The 13,529-nt window shown below is 60.8% G+C and carries 16 protein-coding genes; 11 read left to right on the top strand and 5 right to left on the bottom strand.

Annotation, left to right across the window (positions count from 1 at the left end):
- The first annotated feature begins 138 nt into the window (after positions 1-138).
- From ssuD to PQR62_RS00775, 10 genes are all read left to right on the top strand, one after another.
- A complete protein-coding gene (gene ssuD / locus PQR62_RS00820) occupies positions 139-1,374 on the top strand; it encodes an FMNH2-dependent alkanesulfonate monooxygenase (protein WP_408153802.1) in 1,236 nt (411 codons plus the stop codon).
- Positions 1,375-1,407: 33 nt separating this feature from the next.
- A complete protein-coding gene (gene ssuC, locus PQR62_RS00815; protein WP_408153800.1) occupies positions 1,408-2,289 on the top strand; it encodes an aliphatic sulfonate ABC transporter permease SsuC in 882 nt (293 codons plus the stop codon).
- Positions 2,290-2,319: 30 nt separating this feature from the next.
- A complete protein-coding gene (locus PQR62_RS00810; RefSeq protein WP_408153798.1) occupies positions 2,320-3,192 on the top strand; it encodes an ATP-binding cassette domain-containing protein in 873 nt (290 codons plus the stop codon).
- 137 nt (positions 3,193-3,329) lie between these two features.
- Positions 3,330-3,545 carry a TOBE domain-containing protein gene (locus PQR62_RS00805; RefSeq protein ID WP_408153796.1) on the top strand — a complete coding sequence of 72 codons (216 nt, stop codon included), beginning with the start codon at positions 3,330-3,332 and terminating at the stop codon, positions 3,543-3,545.
- 72 nt (positions 3,546-3,617) lie between these two features.
- Positions 3,618-4,472, top strand: coding sequence for an EAL domain-containing protein (locus tag PQR62_RS00800; RefSeq protein ID WP_408153794.1), 855 nt, complete (start codon positions 3,618-3,620; stop codon positions 4,470-4,472).
- A gap of 109 nt (positions 4,473-4,581) precedes the next feature.
- Entirely contained in the window at positions 4,582-5,202 is a 621-nt protein-coding gene (locus tag PQR62_RS00795; RefSeq protein WP_408153792.1) for an RBBP9/YdeN family alpha/beta hydrolase, read from the top strand.
- 233 nt (positions 5,203-5,435) lie between these two features.
- Complete coding sequence (gene cysT / locus PQR62_RS00790; protein WP_408153790.1) at positions 5,436-6,332, top strand: sulfate ABC transporter permease subunit CysT; 897 nt, start codon at positions 5,436-5,438, stop codon at positions 6,330-6,332.
- Between the two features lie 37 nt (positions 6,333-6,369).
- On the top strand, positions 6,370-7,281 hold the full coding sequence (gene cysW, locus PQR62_RS00785; protein ID WP_408153788.1) for a sulfate ABC transporter permease subunit CysW: 912 nt from the start codon (positions 6,370-6,372) through the stop codon (positions 7,279-7,281).
- Between the two features lie 71 nt (positions 7,282-7,352).
- On the top strand, positions 7,353-8,447 hold the full coding sequence (locus PQR62_RS00780) for a sulfate/molybdate ABC transporter ATP-binding protein (RefSeq protein ID WP_408153786.1): 1,095 nt from the start codon (positions 7,353-7,355) through the stop codon (positions 8,445-8,447).
- A complete protein-coding gene (locus tag PQR62_RS00775) occupies positions 8,444-9,379 on the top strand; it encodes a CysB family HTH-type transcriptional regulator (protein ID WP_408153784.1) in 936 nt (311 codons plus the stop codon). Before PQR62_RS00780 ends, PQR62_RS00775 begins: the two co-directional genes overlap by 4 nt.
- Positions 9,380-9,457: 78 nt before the next feature.
- Here PQR62_RS00775 and PQR62_RS00770 read toward each other — a convergent pair whose 3' ends face one another.
- The 3 genes from PQR62_RS00770 to PQR62_RS00760 all read right to left on the bottom strand — a co-directional run bounded on the left by PQR62_RS00770 (position 9,458) and on the right by PQR62_RS00760 (position 11,400).
- Positions 9,458-9,919: a GNAT family N-acetyltransferase gene (locus PQR62_RS00770; RefSeq protein ID WP_408153782.1), complete on the bottom strand. Its 462-nt coding sequence runs from the start codon at positions 9,917-9,919 to the stop codon at positions 9,458-9,460.
- A 188-nt stretch (positions 9,920-10,107) separates the two neighbouring features.
- Positions 10,108-10,308 (bottom strand): hypothetical protein, encoded by a 201-nt coding sequence (locus tag PQR62_RS00765; RefSeq protein ID WP_408153780.1) that lies wholly within the window; start codon positions 10,306-10,308, stop codon positions 10,108-10,110.
- Between the two features lie 213 nt (positions 10,309-10,521).
- A complete protein-coding gene (locus tag PQR62_RS00760; RefSeq protein ID WP_408153778.1) occupies positions 10,522-11,400 on the bottom strand; it encodes a M15 family metallopeptidase in 879 nt (292 codons plus the stop codon).
- Positions 11,401-11,576: 176 nt separating this feature from the next.
- Between PQR62_RS00760 and PQR62_RS00755 the strand changes: the two genes are divergently transcribed.
- Positions 11,577-11,861 carry a hypothetical protein gene (locus PQR62_RS00755; RefSeq protein WP_408153776.1) on the top strand — a complete coding sequence of 95 codons (285 nt, stop codon included), beginning with the start codon at positions 11,577-11,579 and terminating at the stop codon, positions 11,859-11,861.
- Positions 11,862-12,269: 408 nt separating this feature from the next.
- On the opposite strand, the gene PQR62_RS00750 is transcribed toward PQR62_RS00755, so the two are convergent.
- On the bottom strand, positions 12,270-13,037 hold the full coding sequence (locus tag PQR62_RS00750; protein WP_408153774.1) for a phosphodiester glycosidase family protein: 768 nt from the start codon (positions 13,035-13,037) through the stop codon (positions 12,270-12,272).
- 178 nt (positions 13,038-13,215) lie between these two features.
- Positions 13,216-13,446: a helix-turn-helix domain-containing protein gene (locus tag PQR62_RS00745; protein ID WP_408153772.1), complete on the bottom strand. Its 231-nt coding sequence runs from the start codon at positions 13,444-13,446 to the stop codon at positions 13,216-13,218.
- Between the last annotated feature and the right edge of the window lie 83 nt (positions 13,447-13,529).

The raw sequence follows: 13,529 nt of genomic DNA, 5'->3' as shown, positions 1-13,529 counted from the left end.
ATGTGCTTGCAGGCGCTGACGGCAACGTCGCACCCGCAGGCACATCGCAAAACATACGCAAACTGTAGCGAATACAACGCAGGGCCGCGGCACACGATGCATTTTCGCCGCGCCCGGATTGATCGAATGGAGCTGAATATGAACGTTTTCTGGTTTGTTCCTACCCACGGCGACAGCCGTTATCTGGGTACCGCCGAGGGTGCCCGGCTGGTCAGTCATGACTATCTGAAGCAAGTCGCGGTCGCGGCCGACACGCTCGGCTACGACGGCGTATTGCTGCCGACCGGGCGCTCCTGTGAGGATGCCTGGGTCACCGCATCGAGCCTGATCGACGCCACCCGCCAGCTGAAGTTTCTGGTGGCGGTGCGCCCCGGCCTGACTGCGCCGACCTTGTCCGCGCGCATGGCGGCGACCTTCGACCGCCTGTCCGGCGGACGGCTGCTGATCAACGTCGTCACCGGCGGTGATCCGGTCGAGCAAGAGAGCGACGGCATCTTCGGCACACACAAGGAACGCTACGAAATCTCCGACGAATTCATCAAGATCTGGCGTGAAGTATTGAGCAAGACCCACACCGGCGGCGAGACCGATTTCGACGGCAAGCATCTGCGCGTCAAGGGCGCCAAGGCCCTGTATCCGCCGATCCAGGCGCCGTATCCGCCGCTGTATTTCGGCGGCTCGTCGGATGAAGCCATCGATCTGGCGGCCGAGCAGATGGACGTCTATCTGACCTGGGGCGAACCACCGGCCGCCGTGGCCGAAAAGATCAAGCGCGTGCGCGAGCGCGCAGCCAAGGCCGGACGCACGCTGCGTTTCGGCATTCGTCTGCACGTGATCGTGCGCGAAACCAATGAAGCGGCATGGCGCGCCGCCGATGAACTGATCAGCCGTCTCGACGATGAAACCATCGCCAAGGCCCAGGCCAATTTCGCGCGCATGGATTCGGAAGGGCAGCGCCGCATGGCGGCACTGCACGGCGGCCGCCGCGACAAGCTGGAAGTCAGCCCCAATCTGTGGGCCGGCGTCGGTCTGGTGCGCGGCGGCGCCGGCACCGCGCTGGTCGGCGACGGTGAAACCGTGGCCGCGCGCATGAAGGAATATGCCGATCTCGGCATCGATACCTTCATCCTGTCCGGCTATCCGCATCTGGAAGAGTCTTACCGTTTTGCCGAGCATGTGTTCCCGCTGCTGCCGCGTCCGCAAAAGGCGACCTTGCCCGGTTTCAATCTGACCGGCCCGTTCGGCGAGATCGTCGGCAACACCTTGGTGCCCAAGGGCAGCGAAGCCAAGTCGGCAGAAGTCAAATGCAAAGCGAAAGCCAAGGCGAAGCCGAAAGCAGACGCCAAGCACGACTTGCGCGTGGCCGAAAGCTGAACCGGACATCTGTAACCTGAAGCGAGGATCAACATGAGCACAGCAAGCAGCACCGCCGGCGGCAACGACGCGCTGAGCGCCAATGGCAGCGGCAGCGCAGCGACAGGGAGTTCAGCGCGCAGCGTACGTGCCAGCAAGAAGGGCACGATCAAGAGCCTGACTTCCGGCCATGCCTGGGTCGGCTGGCTGTTGCCGCTGGCGCTGGTGGCGTGGTGGGAAATCGCGGCCCAGGCCGGCTGGTTGTCCAGCCGCATCCTGCCGGAGCCGTTCGCGGTTTTGAAGGCCACCTGGAACCTGTCTGCCTCGGGCGAGTTGTGGCGTCATCTGGCCGTCAGCGGCGGCCGTGCAGCTTCCGGCTTTGCCGTTGGCGCCGGTCTCGGGCTGGTGCTGGGTTTGCTCAGCGGCAGCCTGCGTCAGGCTGAACTGCTGCTCGATACCACCTTGCAGATGGTGCGCAATATTCCTGCGCTGGCGCTGATCCCGCTGGTGATTTTGTGGTTCGGTATCGACGAAACCGCCAAGCTGTTTCTGGTTTCGGTGGGCGTGTTCTTCCCGGTGTATCTGAATACCTTTCACGGCATTCGTTCGGTCGACAAGGGTCTGATCGAAATGGCCAAAAGTTACGGCCTGAACGGCTGGCCGCTGTATCGCGATGTGATCCTGCCGGGCGCCTTGCCATCGATTCTGGTGGGGCTGCGTTTCGCGCTGGGTCTGGTGTGGGTGCTGCTGATCGTGGCCGAAACCATCTCGGCGCAATCCGGCATCGGTTACATGACGATGAATGCGCGCGAATTCCTGCAGACCGACGTGGTGCTGGTCGGCATCCTGCTGTACGCGCTGCTGGGCAAGGCCGCCGATTCGCTGGCGCGTGCGCTGGAACGCTACTGGCTGCGCTGGCATCCGGGTTATCAGTAATCACCGCAGGCAATGAACCGAGGAATAACGATGCGCAACCATGTCGAAGAGAATCGCGAAGTGAAGCAGACGGCGCAGCAATCCGATACCGGCAGTCGCGGTATTGCGATCCGCGTGCAATCCCTGTCGAAGTCTTACGCCGGACGCGAGGTGCTGCACCAAGTGGATCTGCAGATCGAACCCGGCGAGTTCGTCGCCATCGTCGGCCGCAGCGGCTGCGGCAAGAGCACCTTGTTGCGCCTGGTGGCGCAGCTGGAACAAGCCAGCAGCGGCGACATCGTATTTGCCGCAACGACGCAAGCGACGCAGGCGGCAAACGAAATCCAGGATCCGGAAATCCGCATCATGTTCCAGGACTCGCGCCTGCTGCCGTGGAAGCGGGTGCTGGACAACGTGGCGCTGGGTCTGCCGAAACAGGCTGCACCCTCGGCCCTGCAATCGCTGCGTCAGGTCGGGCTGGAGCAACGCGCCGGCGAATGGCCGGCGGTCCTGTCCGGCGGCCAGCGGCAACGCGTGGCGCTAGCGCGCGCCCTGGTGCATGACCCGCAATTGCTGTTGCTGGACGAGCCGCTGGGCGCGCTGGATGCGCTGACCCGCATCGAGATGCAGCAATTGATTGAAGACCTGTGGCAGGAGCGCGGCTTCACGGCGCTGCTGGTCACGCACGACGTGCAGGAGGCGATTGCGTTGGCTGATCGCGTGCTGTTGATCGAGGACGGCCATATCGCTCTGGATCAGCGCATAGCACTGCCGCGACCGCGTTCACGCGGTCAGGCCTTGTTTGCGCAGCTGGAGGAATACATTCTGGCGCGCGTGCTGAAAAATCCAGGCAGCGCGCCGGATGCCGAGTTGGGCGATTTCTCGCTGCAACGCTCGGTGCGGCAGGTGCAGTGGGCGATTTAATCGGAGCAGGTTTTATCGCAAGGCCCTTTCAGATTTCAGGTTTCAGATTTTCGGGTTGCTAGTCACCCGGAAAATATTCAGTAAATACCCGGCTTCCACCGAAGCCATTTTTAATGCAATCACCCAAGGAGCAAAGCATGACCATTCAAGCCATCAACGTCCGTAATCAATTCCGCGGCAAAGTCAAAGCCATCATCGAAGGTTCCGTGGTCTCGGAAGTCGATGTCGAAACGCCGGCCGGCATCGTCACCTCGGTGATCACCACGCGTTCGGTCAAAGACCTCGGCCTGGTCATCGGCAGCGAAGTCGTGGCGCTGGTCAAGGCGACCGAAGTCTCGATCGCCAAGCTTTGATTCACACCGGCGCGGCCGCCTGACCGGGTCGCGCGCTTTCAAGAACATTGCAAGCTCACTGGAACTCACCGGATGAAATCTCAAGCACTCGATGCCTATCTGGCGCGCCTGAACGATTCGGTCAGGGAGCAATCAAGAGTCTGGCTCGACGAACAGGGGCGCGCGGTCGGCCGTTATTTCAACACCGCGCTGACTTCGGCTTTTCAGCCGGTGCGCGCGCATGGCAGCAGTGAGGCAACAACCGGCGCAAGCGGCGGCCAGATCGTCGCCTATGAAGCCTTCGCCCGCAGCTATTCCGAATTCGACAGTGGCTTGCATCTGTGGAAGCTGCTGGACCAGGCCGCCAGCGACGACGAATCGGTCGAGCTGGATCGCCTGTGCCGCATGCTGCACGCCATCAATTTCTATCGCCAGCCGCAGGCGGCTTATGCCGACCTGCATCTGAGCGTGCATGCGCGTTTGCTGGCGGCGGTCAACAGCAATCACGGCATTGCCTTCCGCCGCATTCTCAATCTGCTGGAACTGCCGCACGAACGCATCCTGCTGCAGTTGCCGGTGGTGACGCAAAACCAGAGCTGGCTGCTCAATTACGTGCTGGACAATTACCGCCGCAACGGCTTCAGGCTGGGCATCAGCGCGGCCGATCCGCGCGAGGCGCTGAGCTTGCTGGACAAGGTCAAGCCCGATCTGATCAAGGTCGATGCGCGCGAGCTGGGCGATCCCGACAGCGCCGGCCTGCTGCTGTTGCGCGCCGCCGAAAAGGGCGTGCAGATCAGCTTCAAGCGCGTGGAAAATCCGGCCGTGTTCGCGCAGTTGAATGCCTTCGGTGCGGCACTGGCACAGCCGATCTACGCACAAGGATATTTGTGGGATACCCCGGCTGCGGGTTTGCCGCTATCGACTCATGCGACGGAGCAGGCGGCCTGAGCGTGCACAAGCGGCGGGCCCATCATCCATCTGCGGCAAGCCCGCAGCGCTGAGTTTCGGGCGCGCCAGCCCTCTTTTCACTGTTCCATCTATATAAGGACGAGCGCACATGAATTCCCGGCCGGCTTCGCCCCGCAGTCAGCATCAGGCGCCGCGACTTTCGGATTTCCGGATACTCGTGGTGCCGGGTCTGCACGGCAGCGGTCCCGGGCATTGGCAATCGCGCTGGCAGCGGCTTTATCCGGCATTCGAGCGGGTTGAGCAGGAGCATTGGGATCAGCCGGATCTGCCGCGCTGGTCGCAGCGGCTGGATGAGCGCCTGCAGCAATCCGAGCGGCCGGTGGTGATCGTGGCGCATAGCTTTGGCTGCCTGACCACGGTGCATTGCACCGCGCGCGGCCATGCCGACGGCGCGCAAAACAAAATCGCCGCCGCCTTGCTGGTGGCGCCGGCCGACCCCGACAAATTTCAGGTTGCATCGCTGGTAGAGCGGGCCTTGCCGTTTCCGGCGCTGGTGGTCGGCAGCAGCAACGATCCCTGGATGACGGCGCCGCGCGCCGCACATTGGGCCGCGGTGTGGGGCGCCGATTTTCTCGACGCCGGTGCGCTCGGCCATATCAATGCCGAATCCGGTCTGGGTGATTGGGCAGCGGGGCAGAGCCTGCTGCAACAGCTGCTTGCCGGTTTGCCATTAGAGGCCGGCTATCCGCTGGATGGGGTGCGGCGCTGACGCTTGCCGATGTCTGCAGGCTTTCAGCGTGCGGTGTCGATACTTATCGAACGCATGATTTTGGCCAGGTGCTTGTTTTTAATCGATTTTCTCATGTGCTGCGTCCTTTTTTTGCAATCGCGCTTATACGAAAAACGACTAAAGGCATGCAAAAAATTTAGTTCTCTTTATAACCAAGCGATGCGAATATTGCCTTCCTATAGTCGCATTTGTAATAAAAAGAGAACGACGACATGTCTGCTTCCCCCGTTTCGCCCACTTCCAGCATTGCCAATACCGCTCTGAATGCCGCGCCGGTGGTTTCCGGACGCGGCTCCAAACGCGTGCTGCCGGGCTTTCATCTGTCGCTGGGATTCACGCTGTTCTATCTGGCGCTGATCGTCCTGATTCCGCTGTCGGCCGTGTTTTTGAAAACCTTCACGCTGACCTGGGACGGCTTTGTCGCAGCGGTGACTTCGCCGCGCGTGGTGGCCTCGTATCAACTGACGTTCGGGGCCTCATTGCTGGCCGCCTTGCTCAATGTGATCTTCGGCGGCATCGTGGCCTGGGTGCTGGTGCGCTACAAGTTTCCGGGCAAACGTCTGGTGGACGCGCTGGTCGATCTGCCGTTCGCCTTGCCGACTGCCGTCGCCGGCATCGCGCTGACGACTCTGTATGCGCCGAACGGCTGGCTCGGCCGCTGGCTGGAACCGCTGGGCATCAAGGTGGCGTTCACGCCGCTGGGCGTGCTGGTGGCGCTGACTTTCATCGGCCTGCCGTTCGTGGTGCGCACCGTGCAGCCGGTGCTGGAAGACGCCGAGCGCGAGCTGGAAGAAGCGGCCGCCAGCCTCGGCGCCAGTCGTCTGCAAACCTTCATCCGGGTGATTTTCCCCACCGTATTGCCGGCCTTGCTGACCGGCTTCGCGCTGTCCTTCGCCCGCGCCACCGGCGAATACGGTTCGGTGGTGTTCATTGCCGGCAACATGCCCATGGTCTCGGAAATCACGCCGCTATTCATCATCACCAAGCTGGAGCAATACGACTACGCCGGCGCCACCGCGATTGCGGTGGTGATGCTGGTGGTCTCCTTCATTCTGCTGCTGACCATCAATCTGCTGCAAGCCTGGACTCGCAAACGCGGTCGGGCGTAAAGCGTTTCCATTCCAGAATTCAAGAGCCCGATACGATATGAGCGCTGCCGCTTCCTCCATTGCCATCAATGCCGCCACGCCGCGTGGCGAACCTGCCTTCGAGCCCAATGTCACGCTGGAGCCGCTGTGGGTGCGTGCGCTGCTGATCGGCATCGCCTTCATCTTCCTGACGCTGTTCCTGTTCGTGCCGCTGGTGTCGGTGTTTTACGAAGCCATGAAAAAGGGCTGGGATGTGTATGTGGCCTCGATCATCGAGCCCGATGCCTGGTCGGCCATCAAATTGACCCTGATGACCGCGCTGATCGCGGTGCCGCTGAATCTGGTGTTCGGTGTGGCGGCCGCCTGGTGCATCGCCAAGTTCGAGTTTCGCGGCAAGAATCTGTTGCTGACCCTGATCGATCTGCCGTTTTCGGTGTCGCCGGTGATTTCCGGTCTGATCTATGTGCTGCTGTTCGGCATGCAAGGCTATTTCGGCCCGTGGCTGCGCGAGCATGACATCAAGATTCTGTTTGCGGTGCCGGGCATCGTGCTGGCGACCATCTTCGTGACCTTTCCCTTTGTGGCGCGTGAGCTGATTCCGCTGATGCAGTCGCAGGGCAGCGAAGAAGAAGAGGCGGCGCTGGTGCTCGGCGCTTCCGGCTGGCGGACCTTCTGGCATGTGACCTTGCCGAATATCAAATGGGGGCTGCTGTATGGCGTGATCCTGTGCAATGCACGCGCCATGGGCGAGTTCGGCGCGGTATCGGTGGTGTCCGGCCACATCCGCGGCGAGACCAATACGATTCCACTGCAGGTCGAGATTCTTTACAACGAATTCAATGTGGTCGGCGCCTTCGCGGTGGCCTCTCTGCTGGCTTTCCTGGCGCTGGTGACGCTGGCGATCAAGAGCTTCGTCGAGTGGCGCCTGCATACGCAGCAGGCGGCCGCGCTGCTGGATCAGACGCACTGAAGAGCAATACGGAACACAAAAACGCGGAACACGCGTCACACGCGTAACACGGTTAAAAGGCAGGAGTAGCCATGAGTATCGAAGTCAAGCACATCAACAAACGTTTCGGCGAATTCGTCGCGCTCAATAATGTGTCGGCGAATTTTCCGGCCGGCGAACTGACCGCCTTACTGGGCCCGTCCGGCTGCGGCAAGACCACGCTGCTGCGCATCATTGCCGGTCTGGAATCGCCTGACTCCGGCCAGGTGCTGCTGGATGGCGACGACGCCTCGGCGCGCAATGTGCGCGAGCGGCAGGTCGGCTTTGTGTTTCAGCATTACGCGCTGTTCAAGCACATGACGGTGTTCGAAAACATCGCCTTCGGTCTGCGTGTCAAACCGCGCAGCCAGCGTCCCTCGGAAGCGCAGATCCGCGAAAAGGTGAAAAGCCTGCTGGAGCTGGTGCAACTGGACTGGCTGGCCGATCGCTACCCGCCGCAGCTGTCGGGCGGCCAGCGTCAACGCATCGCCCTGGCGCGCGCACTGGCGGTGGAGCCGCGCGTGTTGCTGCTGGATGAGCCTTTCGGCGCGCTTGACGCCAAGGTGCGCAAGGAACTGCGCCGCTGGTTGCGGCGCCTGCACGATGAGTTGCACGTCACCAGTATCTTCGTCACCCACGATCAGGAAGAAGCGCTGGAAGTGGCCGATCAGGTGGTATTGATGAACAAGGGCAATGTGGAACAGATCGGCGCCCCCGGCGATGTCTACAATCATCCGGCTTCGCCATTCGTCTACGGTTTCCTCGGCAATGTGAATCTGTTCCACGGCCGCTTGCATGAAGGCGTGCTGGACACCGGCGGCGCGCGCTTCGACGCGCCAGATCATGCGCAGACGCGCGATGCCGCCGGCGTCGGCTATGTGCGTCCGCATGACATCGAAGTCGATCGCTATTCGCCCGGCGCCACCGGCATCGTGGTGCAACTGCGCCGCTCGCATGCCATCGGCCCGCTGGCGCAACTGGAACTGGAGCGCGACGACAACGCCGAGTTGATCGAAGCCGTGATTTCCAGCGACCGTTTCGAACAACTTAATCTCAAGAGCGGCGAGACCCTGGTGGTGCGTCCCAAGCGCCTGCATGTGTTTCCCGATCACGGCAGCAAGGGCGCAGCAGGAGGCGCCGCACAATGAATTTCCAACAATTGCGTTCCATCCGCGAAGCGGCGCGCTGCGGCTTCAATCTGACCGAGGTGGCGAACGTGCTGTTCACCTCGCAACCGGGCGTGAGCCGCCAGATTCGCGAACTGGAAGAAGAACTCGGCGTCGAAATTTTTGAACGCAACGGCAAGCGCCTGATCGGCCTGACCGAGCCGGGCAAGGGCATCCTTGGCATCATCGAGCGCCTGTTGCTGGAGTCCGAAAACCTGCGCCAGGCCAGCCGCGAATATGCCGGCGAGCAGAGCGGCACACTCAGCATCGCCACCACCCACACCCAGGCGCGCTACGTGCTGCCGAACGTGGTGCAGGCCTTTCGCGCCGCCTTCCCGCAGGTGCGTATCGCGCTGCAACAGAGCGCGCCTGAACACATCGCCGAATGGGTCATGTCGGGCAAGGCCGATATCGGCATTGCGACCGAAGGCCTGAGCCAGTTCAAGGAGCTGGTGTCTTTCCCCTGCTATACATGGAGCCACGTGGTGGTGGTGCCGCAGGGCCATCCGCTGCTGGCGCTGGGCGAAGTGTCGCTGAAGGATCTGGCCGCCTATCCGCTGATTACCTATGACGTCGGCTTCACCGGTCGCGGGCATATCGACGAAGCCTTCCGCAAGGCCGGGATTGAAAAGGACATCGTGCTGACGGCCATGGATTCGGACGTGATTCAGCAATACGTCGCGCTGGGACTGGGTGTAGGCATTGTCGCCTCGATGGCAGTGGGGCCGGGCAACAAGCATGACAGCCTGCAGCCGGTCAACGTCTCGCATCTGTTTGCGCCGAATATTGCGCGGCTGGCGGTGCGGCGCGGCGCTTATCTGCGCACCTACACCTACGACTTCATCCTGCAGTTCGCGCCGGACCTGAAGCGTGCGGATATCGTGGCGGCACTCAACGAGGCGAGCGCACAGTAAGATTCCTATCAAGCTTCAAACGCTCAAGGGCGCCGTAGAAAACTTCTGCGGCGCCCTTGAGCATTCTGCTTCATCCATTCACAACAGCTTGCGATACACCAGGAAGCCCGATTTATCGGCGACTGCATCATAGAGTTTCATCGCGGTGTGATTGGTCTCATGCGTCTGCCAATAGACGCGCGGCGAACCGGTCGCTGCGGCGCGCCGGTAGACTTCTTGGATCAGGGCGCGGCCTACGCCTTTGCCTCTGGCCTGCTCCGAGGTGAACAGATCCTGCATGTAGCAGTTCATGCCGATCTGGGTGGTGCTGCGGTGATACAGGAAGTGGGCCAGGCCGATCAGCTTGCCTTCGCTTTCCGCCACCAGCGCGTGCACCGGTTCCTGCGCGTCGAAGAAACGGCGCCAGGTTTCGGCGGTGATTTCAGCCGGCAATGCAGTCGTGCCGGCGCGGCCATAGAAACTGTTATAGCCATCCCACAGCACTTGCCATTGCGGCAGGTCTTCTTGTTTTACGTCCCTGATCACGAGCCCGGCCGTCATGTGTTGCTCCTTTATCTGTTTGGTTTTGGGGAAGCAGCAGTATAAGGCCGGGTGGGAGGGGACGAAGCAAAGACGCAGGCGAAAAAATACCCGGGCAGGCTTGCGCCCCCGGGTAATTTTGATTGCGGGCAAGGCTGCTTGCGCAGTCTGCCCTGGCGATCAGATCAGACCTGAGTCAGACTTTGGTATCAAGCCTTGCTGGTCGGATTGGGCGCGCTGGTCGACGTCGAGGTCGTGCTGGTATTGCCGGCCTGAGTCGGTGCATTGTTGCCGGCCGTCATGAGTTCGCTGACGGAAGGAAATGGCTTGGCCGGCTTCTTGGCCGCCTGAGCAGGCGGCGCGCTGGCGGCTGCCGTGGAAGTGCCGGAATGGATGGAGTTGATCGCCATGATATTCGTCCTCAAATAACGGTGAGCACCGGGCACATGCCCAGAATGAAATGTTGCCGGGCCAGTATAGGAGTGCAGGATGGCGATCCCGTGCTTTTTAACCCAAACTTACAGCTCTTTACGAGTGTCTGTGTCGCGTTTTCGATGCGGCTTCCGCGACATTCTTGGTCAGGTCTTGGTCTCGTTGCGGAACCGCCTTGCTTTTATTTTCAATCACTTGCGGCTGCGCGCCGCGCAGGATTCGCGCAGCGCTGCGTTTTCCGGCGCATCGTCCTTTTCTTCATCGTTGTCCGTGGCGGTGTTTGCATGCTGCGCTTGCTGCATGCAGCTGCGATACCCCGCGACGTAGCGCTCGAATTCGCGCGTGGCTTGTTGCGGCGGCAGTTTCACCAGCGTGCGGATGAAGTCGCGGCTGCCGATTTCAAAGTGCTGATAGTCGATCGGCTGTTTCCAGTTGCCGCCCCAGATCAGAAAGCCGTGGTCATAGAAAGCGCCGACCACATCTTCCGCCATGCCGGGCTGTGATGCGGAAGCTGCACGTTGCAGATAGCGCGGCGAGCTGGCCGCCGGCAACACCTGCGTCACTCCGCTTTTCGATTTGCTGACGTAGGGATTCTGCAGTGGATTGATATCGATGGCGACGCCGTAGGCATGTTTGGACCAGCTGCCGCCGCCGGTCATCGGGCGGCCGTTGAAGGCAGAGGTGTTATTGGCGGCCATCGATTTTTCATCGTCGCCATTGAAATCTTCCAGCGGCAGCGCCTGCTGAATCGGCGTCGAGCGCAGCAGCAATTCGCCGAACAGCGCTTCGACTTGCGGCGCGACGGCATCGAGCACGACTAGCGAGCCGCCGCTGCGGGCCGCCCCGTTGAAATCCATGTAATCGAAACGCACTGTCGCCAGACGTGAACAGGGCACCGGATTGTCCTTGCTCAGCACATGTGCAATGCGCATCTTTTCGCATTGCAGCTTTGATAAGGGAATGATCTCGGCACGCGCTGCAGGATGGGGCAGCAGTGTCGCCAGCAAGGCCGCCAGCAGAGCCGATTGCAGCGCGGATCGGGTTTTTGAAAAAAGAAGGGAGGGGCGCATGGGGAGCGATGATAAAGCCATTTTGAACTGCCGATAAGAGATTTTCGGTCTGCAATCCTTACATGAAGTCGGGATATTTTCTGACAGGCATGGGCGGCTTAAAAGGGAACAATCTGGCTCTGAAATATCTAAATTTCAGTAGGCACTCGTGATTAACAACTCTTAGGAGGCACAATATGATGGTACGCCACACAGTGTTAGCAGCGGCCGTGCTGGTCGCAGTTCTGGCAGGTTGCAACAAGCGCGACGAAGCTCCGGCAACGCCGCCGGCCGCCGCCCCTGAAACCAGTTCGCCGGCATCGCCGTCGATGGCAGCGCCAACTCCGGCGCCTTCTACCCCACCGGCAGCCGCACCGGCCGATTCGGGTAGCACAGCCGCGCCAGCCACACCGCCGGCCAACAATGACACCACCACGACTCCGCCTGCGAGCGGCGGCGGTCCTAACGACAAGAAGCCTTAAGGCCGAGACCAGAAGTCTGCGAGTCCGAACGCTTTACCGTTGAACGTATCCTCAAGAGACAAGCGCAGTTGTCCATTTTCAGATACGTTCATCCGTCAGCCTCGTGCTGAAGACGACGGATTCGCCAAGCAACATCAGGCAGTGGGAACAGCACTGCAGCACGCCGCAATGACTACCATTGCGGCGTTTTTTTATGCGCGTGTGCCAATGCGCCGGACTAGCCGGAGGCGGGAATCGAAAAAATCCGAACTTTCTCAAGAGGGCTGAATCGTACAAGTGGTTGAACTGTTCCTTCAACCTCCCTCTTGATAGGGAACTTGCCCGCGGTGTAGATGGCTGCGGGCTTTTTTTATTCAGACTACATGAAGCCTGTCGCTCACAGCGATTCAGGCTTCATGCAGCACATCGTCAACGCAGCGGTCTGGTGACTGCGATCATGGCGCCGAAGGGCGGGCCGATGTTGGCCTCCAGTGTCGGCACCATGCGCGACACATTTCCATCCAGATAAAGTGCATCCCTGCACTTGAGTTCATCCTTCAGGAACAGTGCGAAATCATAGAAGCTGATGGCGGTTCTTGCGATCGCCAGTATGACTTTGCGCTCGTCGTCGATGCAGGCGGCATTGCGCACCACGGCATTGGCCGAGTCCGGATCGAAGCGCGGATTGATCTTGCCGCCGCTGACCATGATCGGCCCCGATTGCGTAGCGTAGTGCGCGTGCGTCAGCCAGTAGTCGGCGTCGGCCGCGTAGTCGCTGGTCTCCACGATGAAGGCCTGCTTGTCGCCGAGCACGAATACGCCATTGGGCTGCAGGTAAAAATTGCCATAGGCGTTCTGGCGCGTATTGAGCTTGCGCAGCACTGCACCGTTTTCCACATACAGTCCGAGCGGCTGATACTGCTTGTCGTAGATGCCGGCATTGGTGGCACAGACGATTTCCTGTTTCTGCGTGCGCAGCCATTCGTCCAGGCGGGCGAAGGTGCCGAGCGTCTTGCCGCCTTCATCTTTCCAGTACATGCGTACCGTGTCGCTGCGCAGATCGATCTTGCAGGCGCTGATGAAGGCTTGCTTGTATTGATATTGCCGGAGTTCGGCTGCGTGCGCGGCAGGCATGTGCAGCGCGACCGCGATGCCGGCTGCGACCAGCAGCATGCCGGTGCGGGCAGTTGTGCGCACCGGGCGAATTGATTTAAGGAATGGTGAAAGCAGACTGAACATGAATTGAGCGAAGAAATGAATCGGGAAAGTCCGGCAACCACACTCTTGTCGCGATGCCGGCCCGAAAGAATAACAGCAAGCGCCAGCATGCACTTTGCTCGCCTCTCAGGGGCGTGCGCTGTTCATTTCTCCGCAGTCACTTCTTTGCCGCCGGCGGCAAGACCTTGCGCAGCACCGTCACCGCGTTCGCGCCGCAGCACTCACACCAGCGCATGAACTCGATGATGTCGATCTGGCGTTCGCCGCTTTCTATCTTGGAGACATAGGACTGCGTCTTGTCCAGCAGCTGTGCCAGTTGCGACTGCGTCAGGCCGGCGTCGGCGCGCGCCTTTTGTAATTGCTGTCTGAGGATGTCGTATTCGGTCATGGTTGGGCGGCAGCAAGAATTCTGAGTTCTACGGCAATGTTCAATGATAAAGCAGCCGTGTTTCGACCGTCGGGATCTGCATT

The sequence above is a fragment of the Herbaspirillum lusitanum genome (assembly GCF_046025995.1).
Taxonomy (GTDB): domain Bacteria; phylum Pseudomonadota; class Gammaproteobacteria; order Burkholderiales; family Burkholderiaceae_D; genus Herbaspirillum; species Herbaspirillum lusitanum_A.
This window is presented reverse-complemented; position numbering and strand designations above follow the sequence as displayed.

Excerpts from the sequence above, each read along its gene's own strand:
- ssuD (WP_408153802.1), top strand. The coding sequence starts at position 139 with ATGAACGTTTTCTGGTTTGTTCCTACCCACGGCGACAGCCGTTATCTG.
- ssuC (WP_408153800.1), top strand. The coding sequence starts at position 1,408 with ATGAGCACAGCAAGCAGCACCGCCGGCGGCAACGACGCGCTGAGCGCC.
- PQR62_RS00810 (WP_408153798.1), top strand. The coding sequence starts at position 2,320 with ATGCGCAACCATGTCGAAGAGAATCGCGAAGTGAAGCAGACGGCGCAG.
- PQR62_RS00805 (WP_408153796.1), top strand. The coding sequence starts at position 3,330 with ATGACCATTCAAGCCATCAACGTCCGTAATCAATTCCGCGGCAAAGTC.
- PQR62_RS00800 (WP_408153794.1), top strand. The coding sequence starts at position 3,618 with ATGAAATCTCAAGCACTCGATGCCTATCTGGCGCGCCTGAACGATTCG.
- PQR62_RS00795 (WP_408153792.1), top strand. The coding sequence starts at position 4,582 with ATGAATTCCCGGCCGGCTTCGCCCCGCAGTCAGCATCAGGCGCCGCGA.
- cysT (WP_408153790.1), top strand. The coding sequence starts at position 5,436 with ATGTCTGCTTCCCCCGTTTCGCCCACTTCCAGCATTGCCAATACCGCT.
- cysW (WP_408153788.1), top strand. The coding sequence starts at position 6,370 with ATGAGCGCTGCCGCTTCCTCCATTGCCATCAATGCCGCCACGCCGCGT.
- PQR62_RS00780 (WP_408153786.1), top strand. The coding sequence starts at position 7,353 with ATGAGTATCGAAGTCAAGCACATCAACAAACGTTTCGGCGAATTCGTC.
- PQR62_RS00775 (WP_408153784.1), top strand. The coding sequence starts at position 8,444 with ATGAATTTCCAACAATTGCGTTCCATCCGCGAAGCGGCGCGCTGCGGC.
- PQR62_RS00770 (WP_408153782.1), bottom strand. The coding sequence starts at position 9,919 with ATGACGGCCGGGCTCGTGATCAGGGACGTAAAACAAGAAGACCTGCCG.
- PQR62_RS00765 (WP_408153780.1), bottom strand. The coding sequence starts at position 10,308 with ATGGCGATCAACTCCATCCATTCCGGCACTTCCACGGCAGCCGCCAGC.
- PQR62_RS00760 (WP_408153778.1), bottom strand. The coding sequence starts at position 11,400 with ATGCGCCCCTCCCTTCTTTTTTCAAAAACCCGATCCGCGCTGCAATCG.
- PQR62_RS00755 (WP_408153776.1), top strand. The coding sequence starts at position 11,577 with ATGATGGTACGCCACACAGTGTTAGCAGCGGCCGTGCTGGTCGCAGTT.
- PQR62_RS00745 (WP_408153772.1), bottom strand. The coding sequence starts at position 13,446 with ATGACCGAATACGACATCCTCAGACAGCAATTACAAAAGGCGCGCGCC.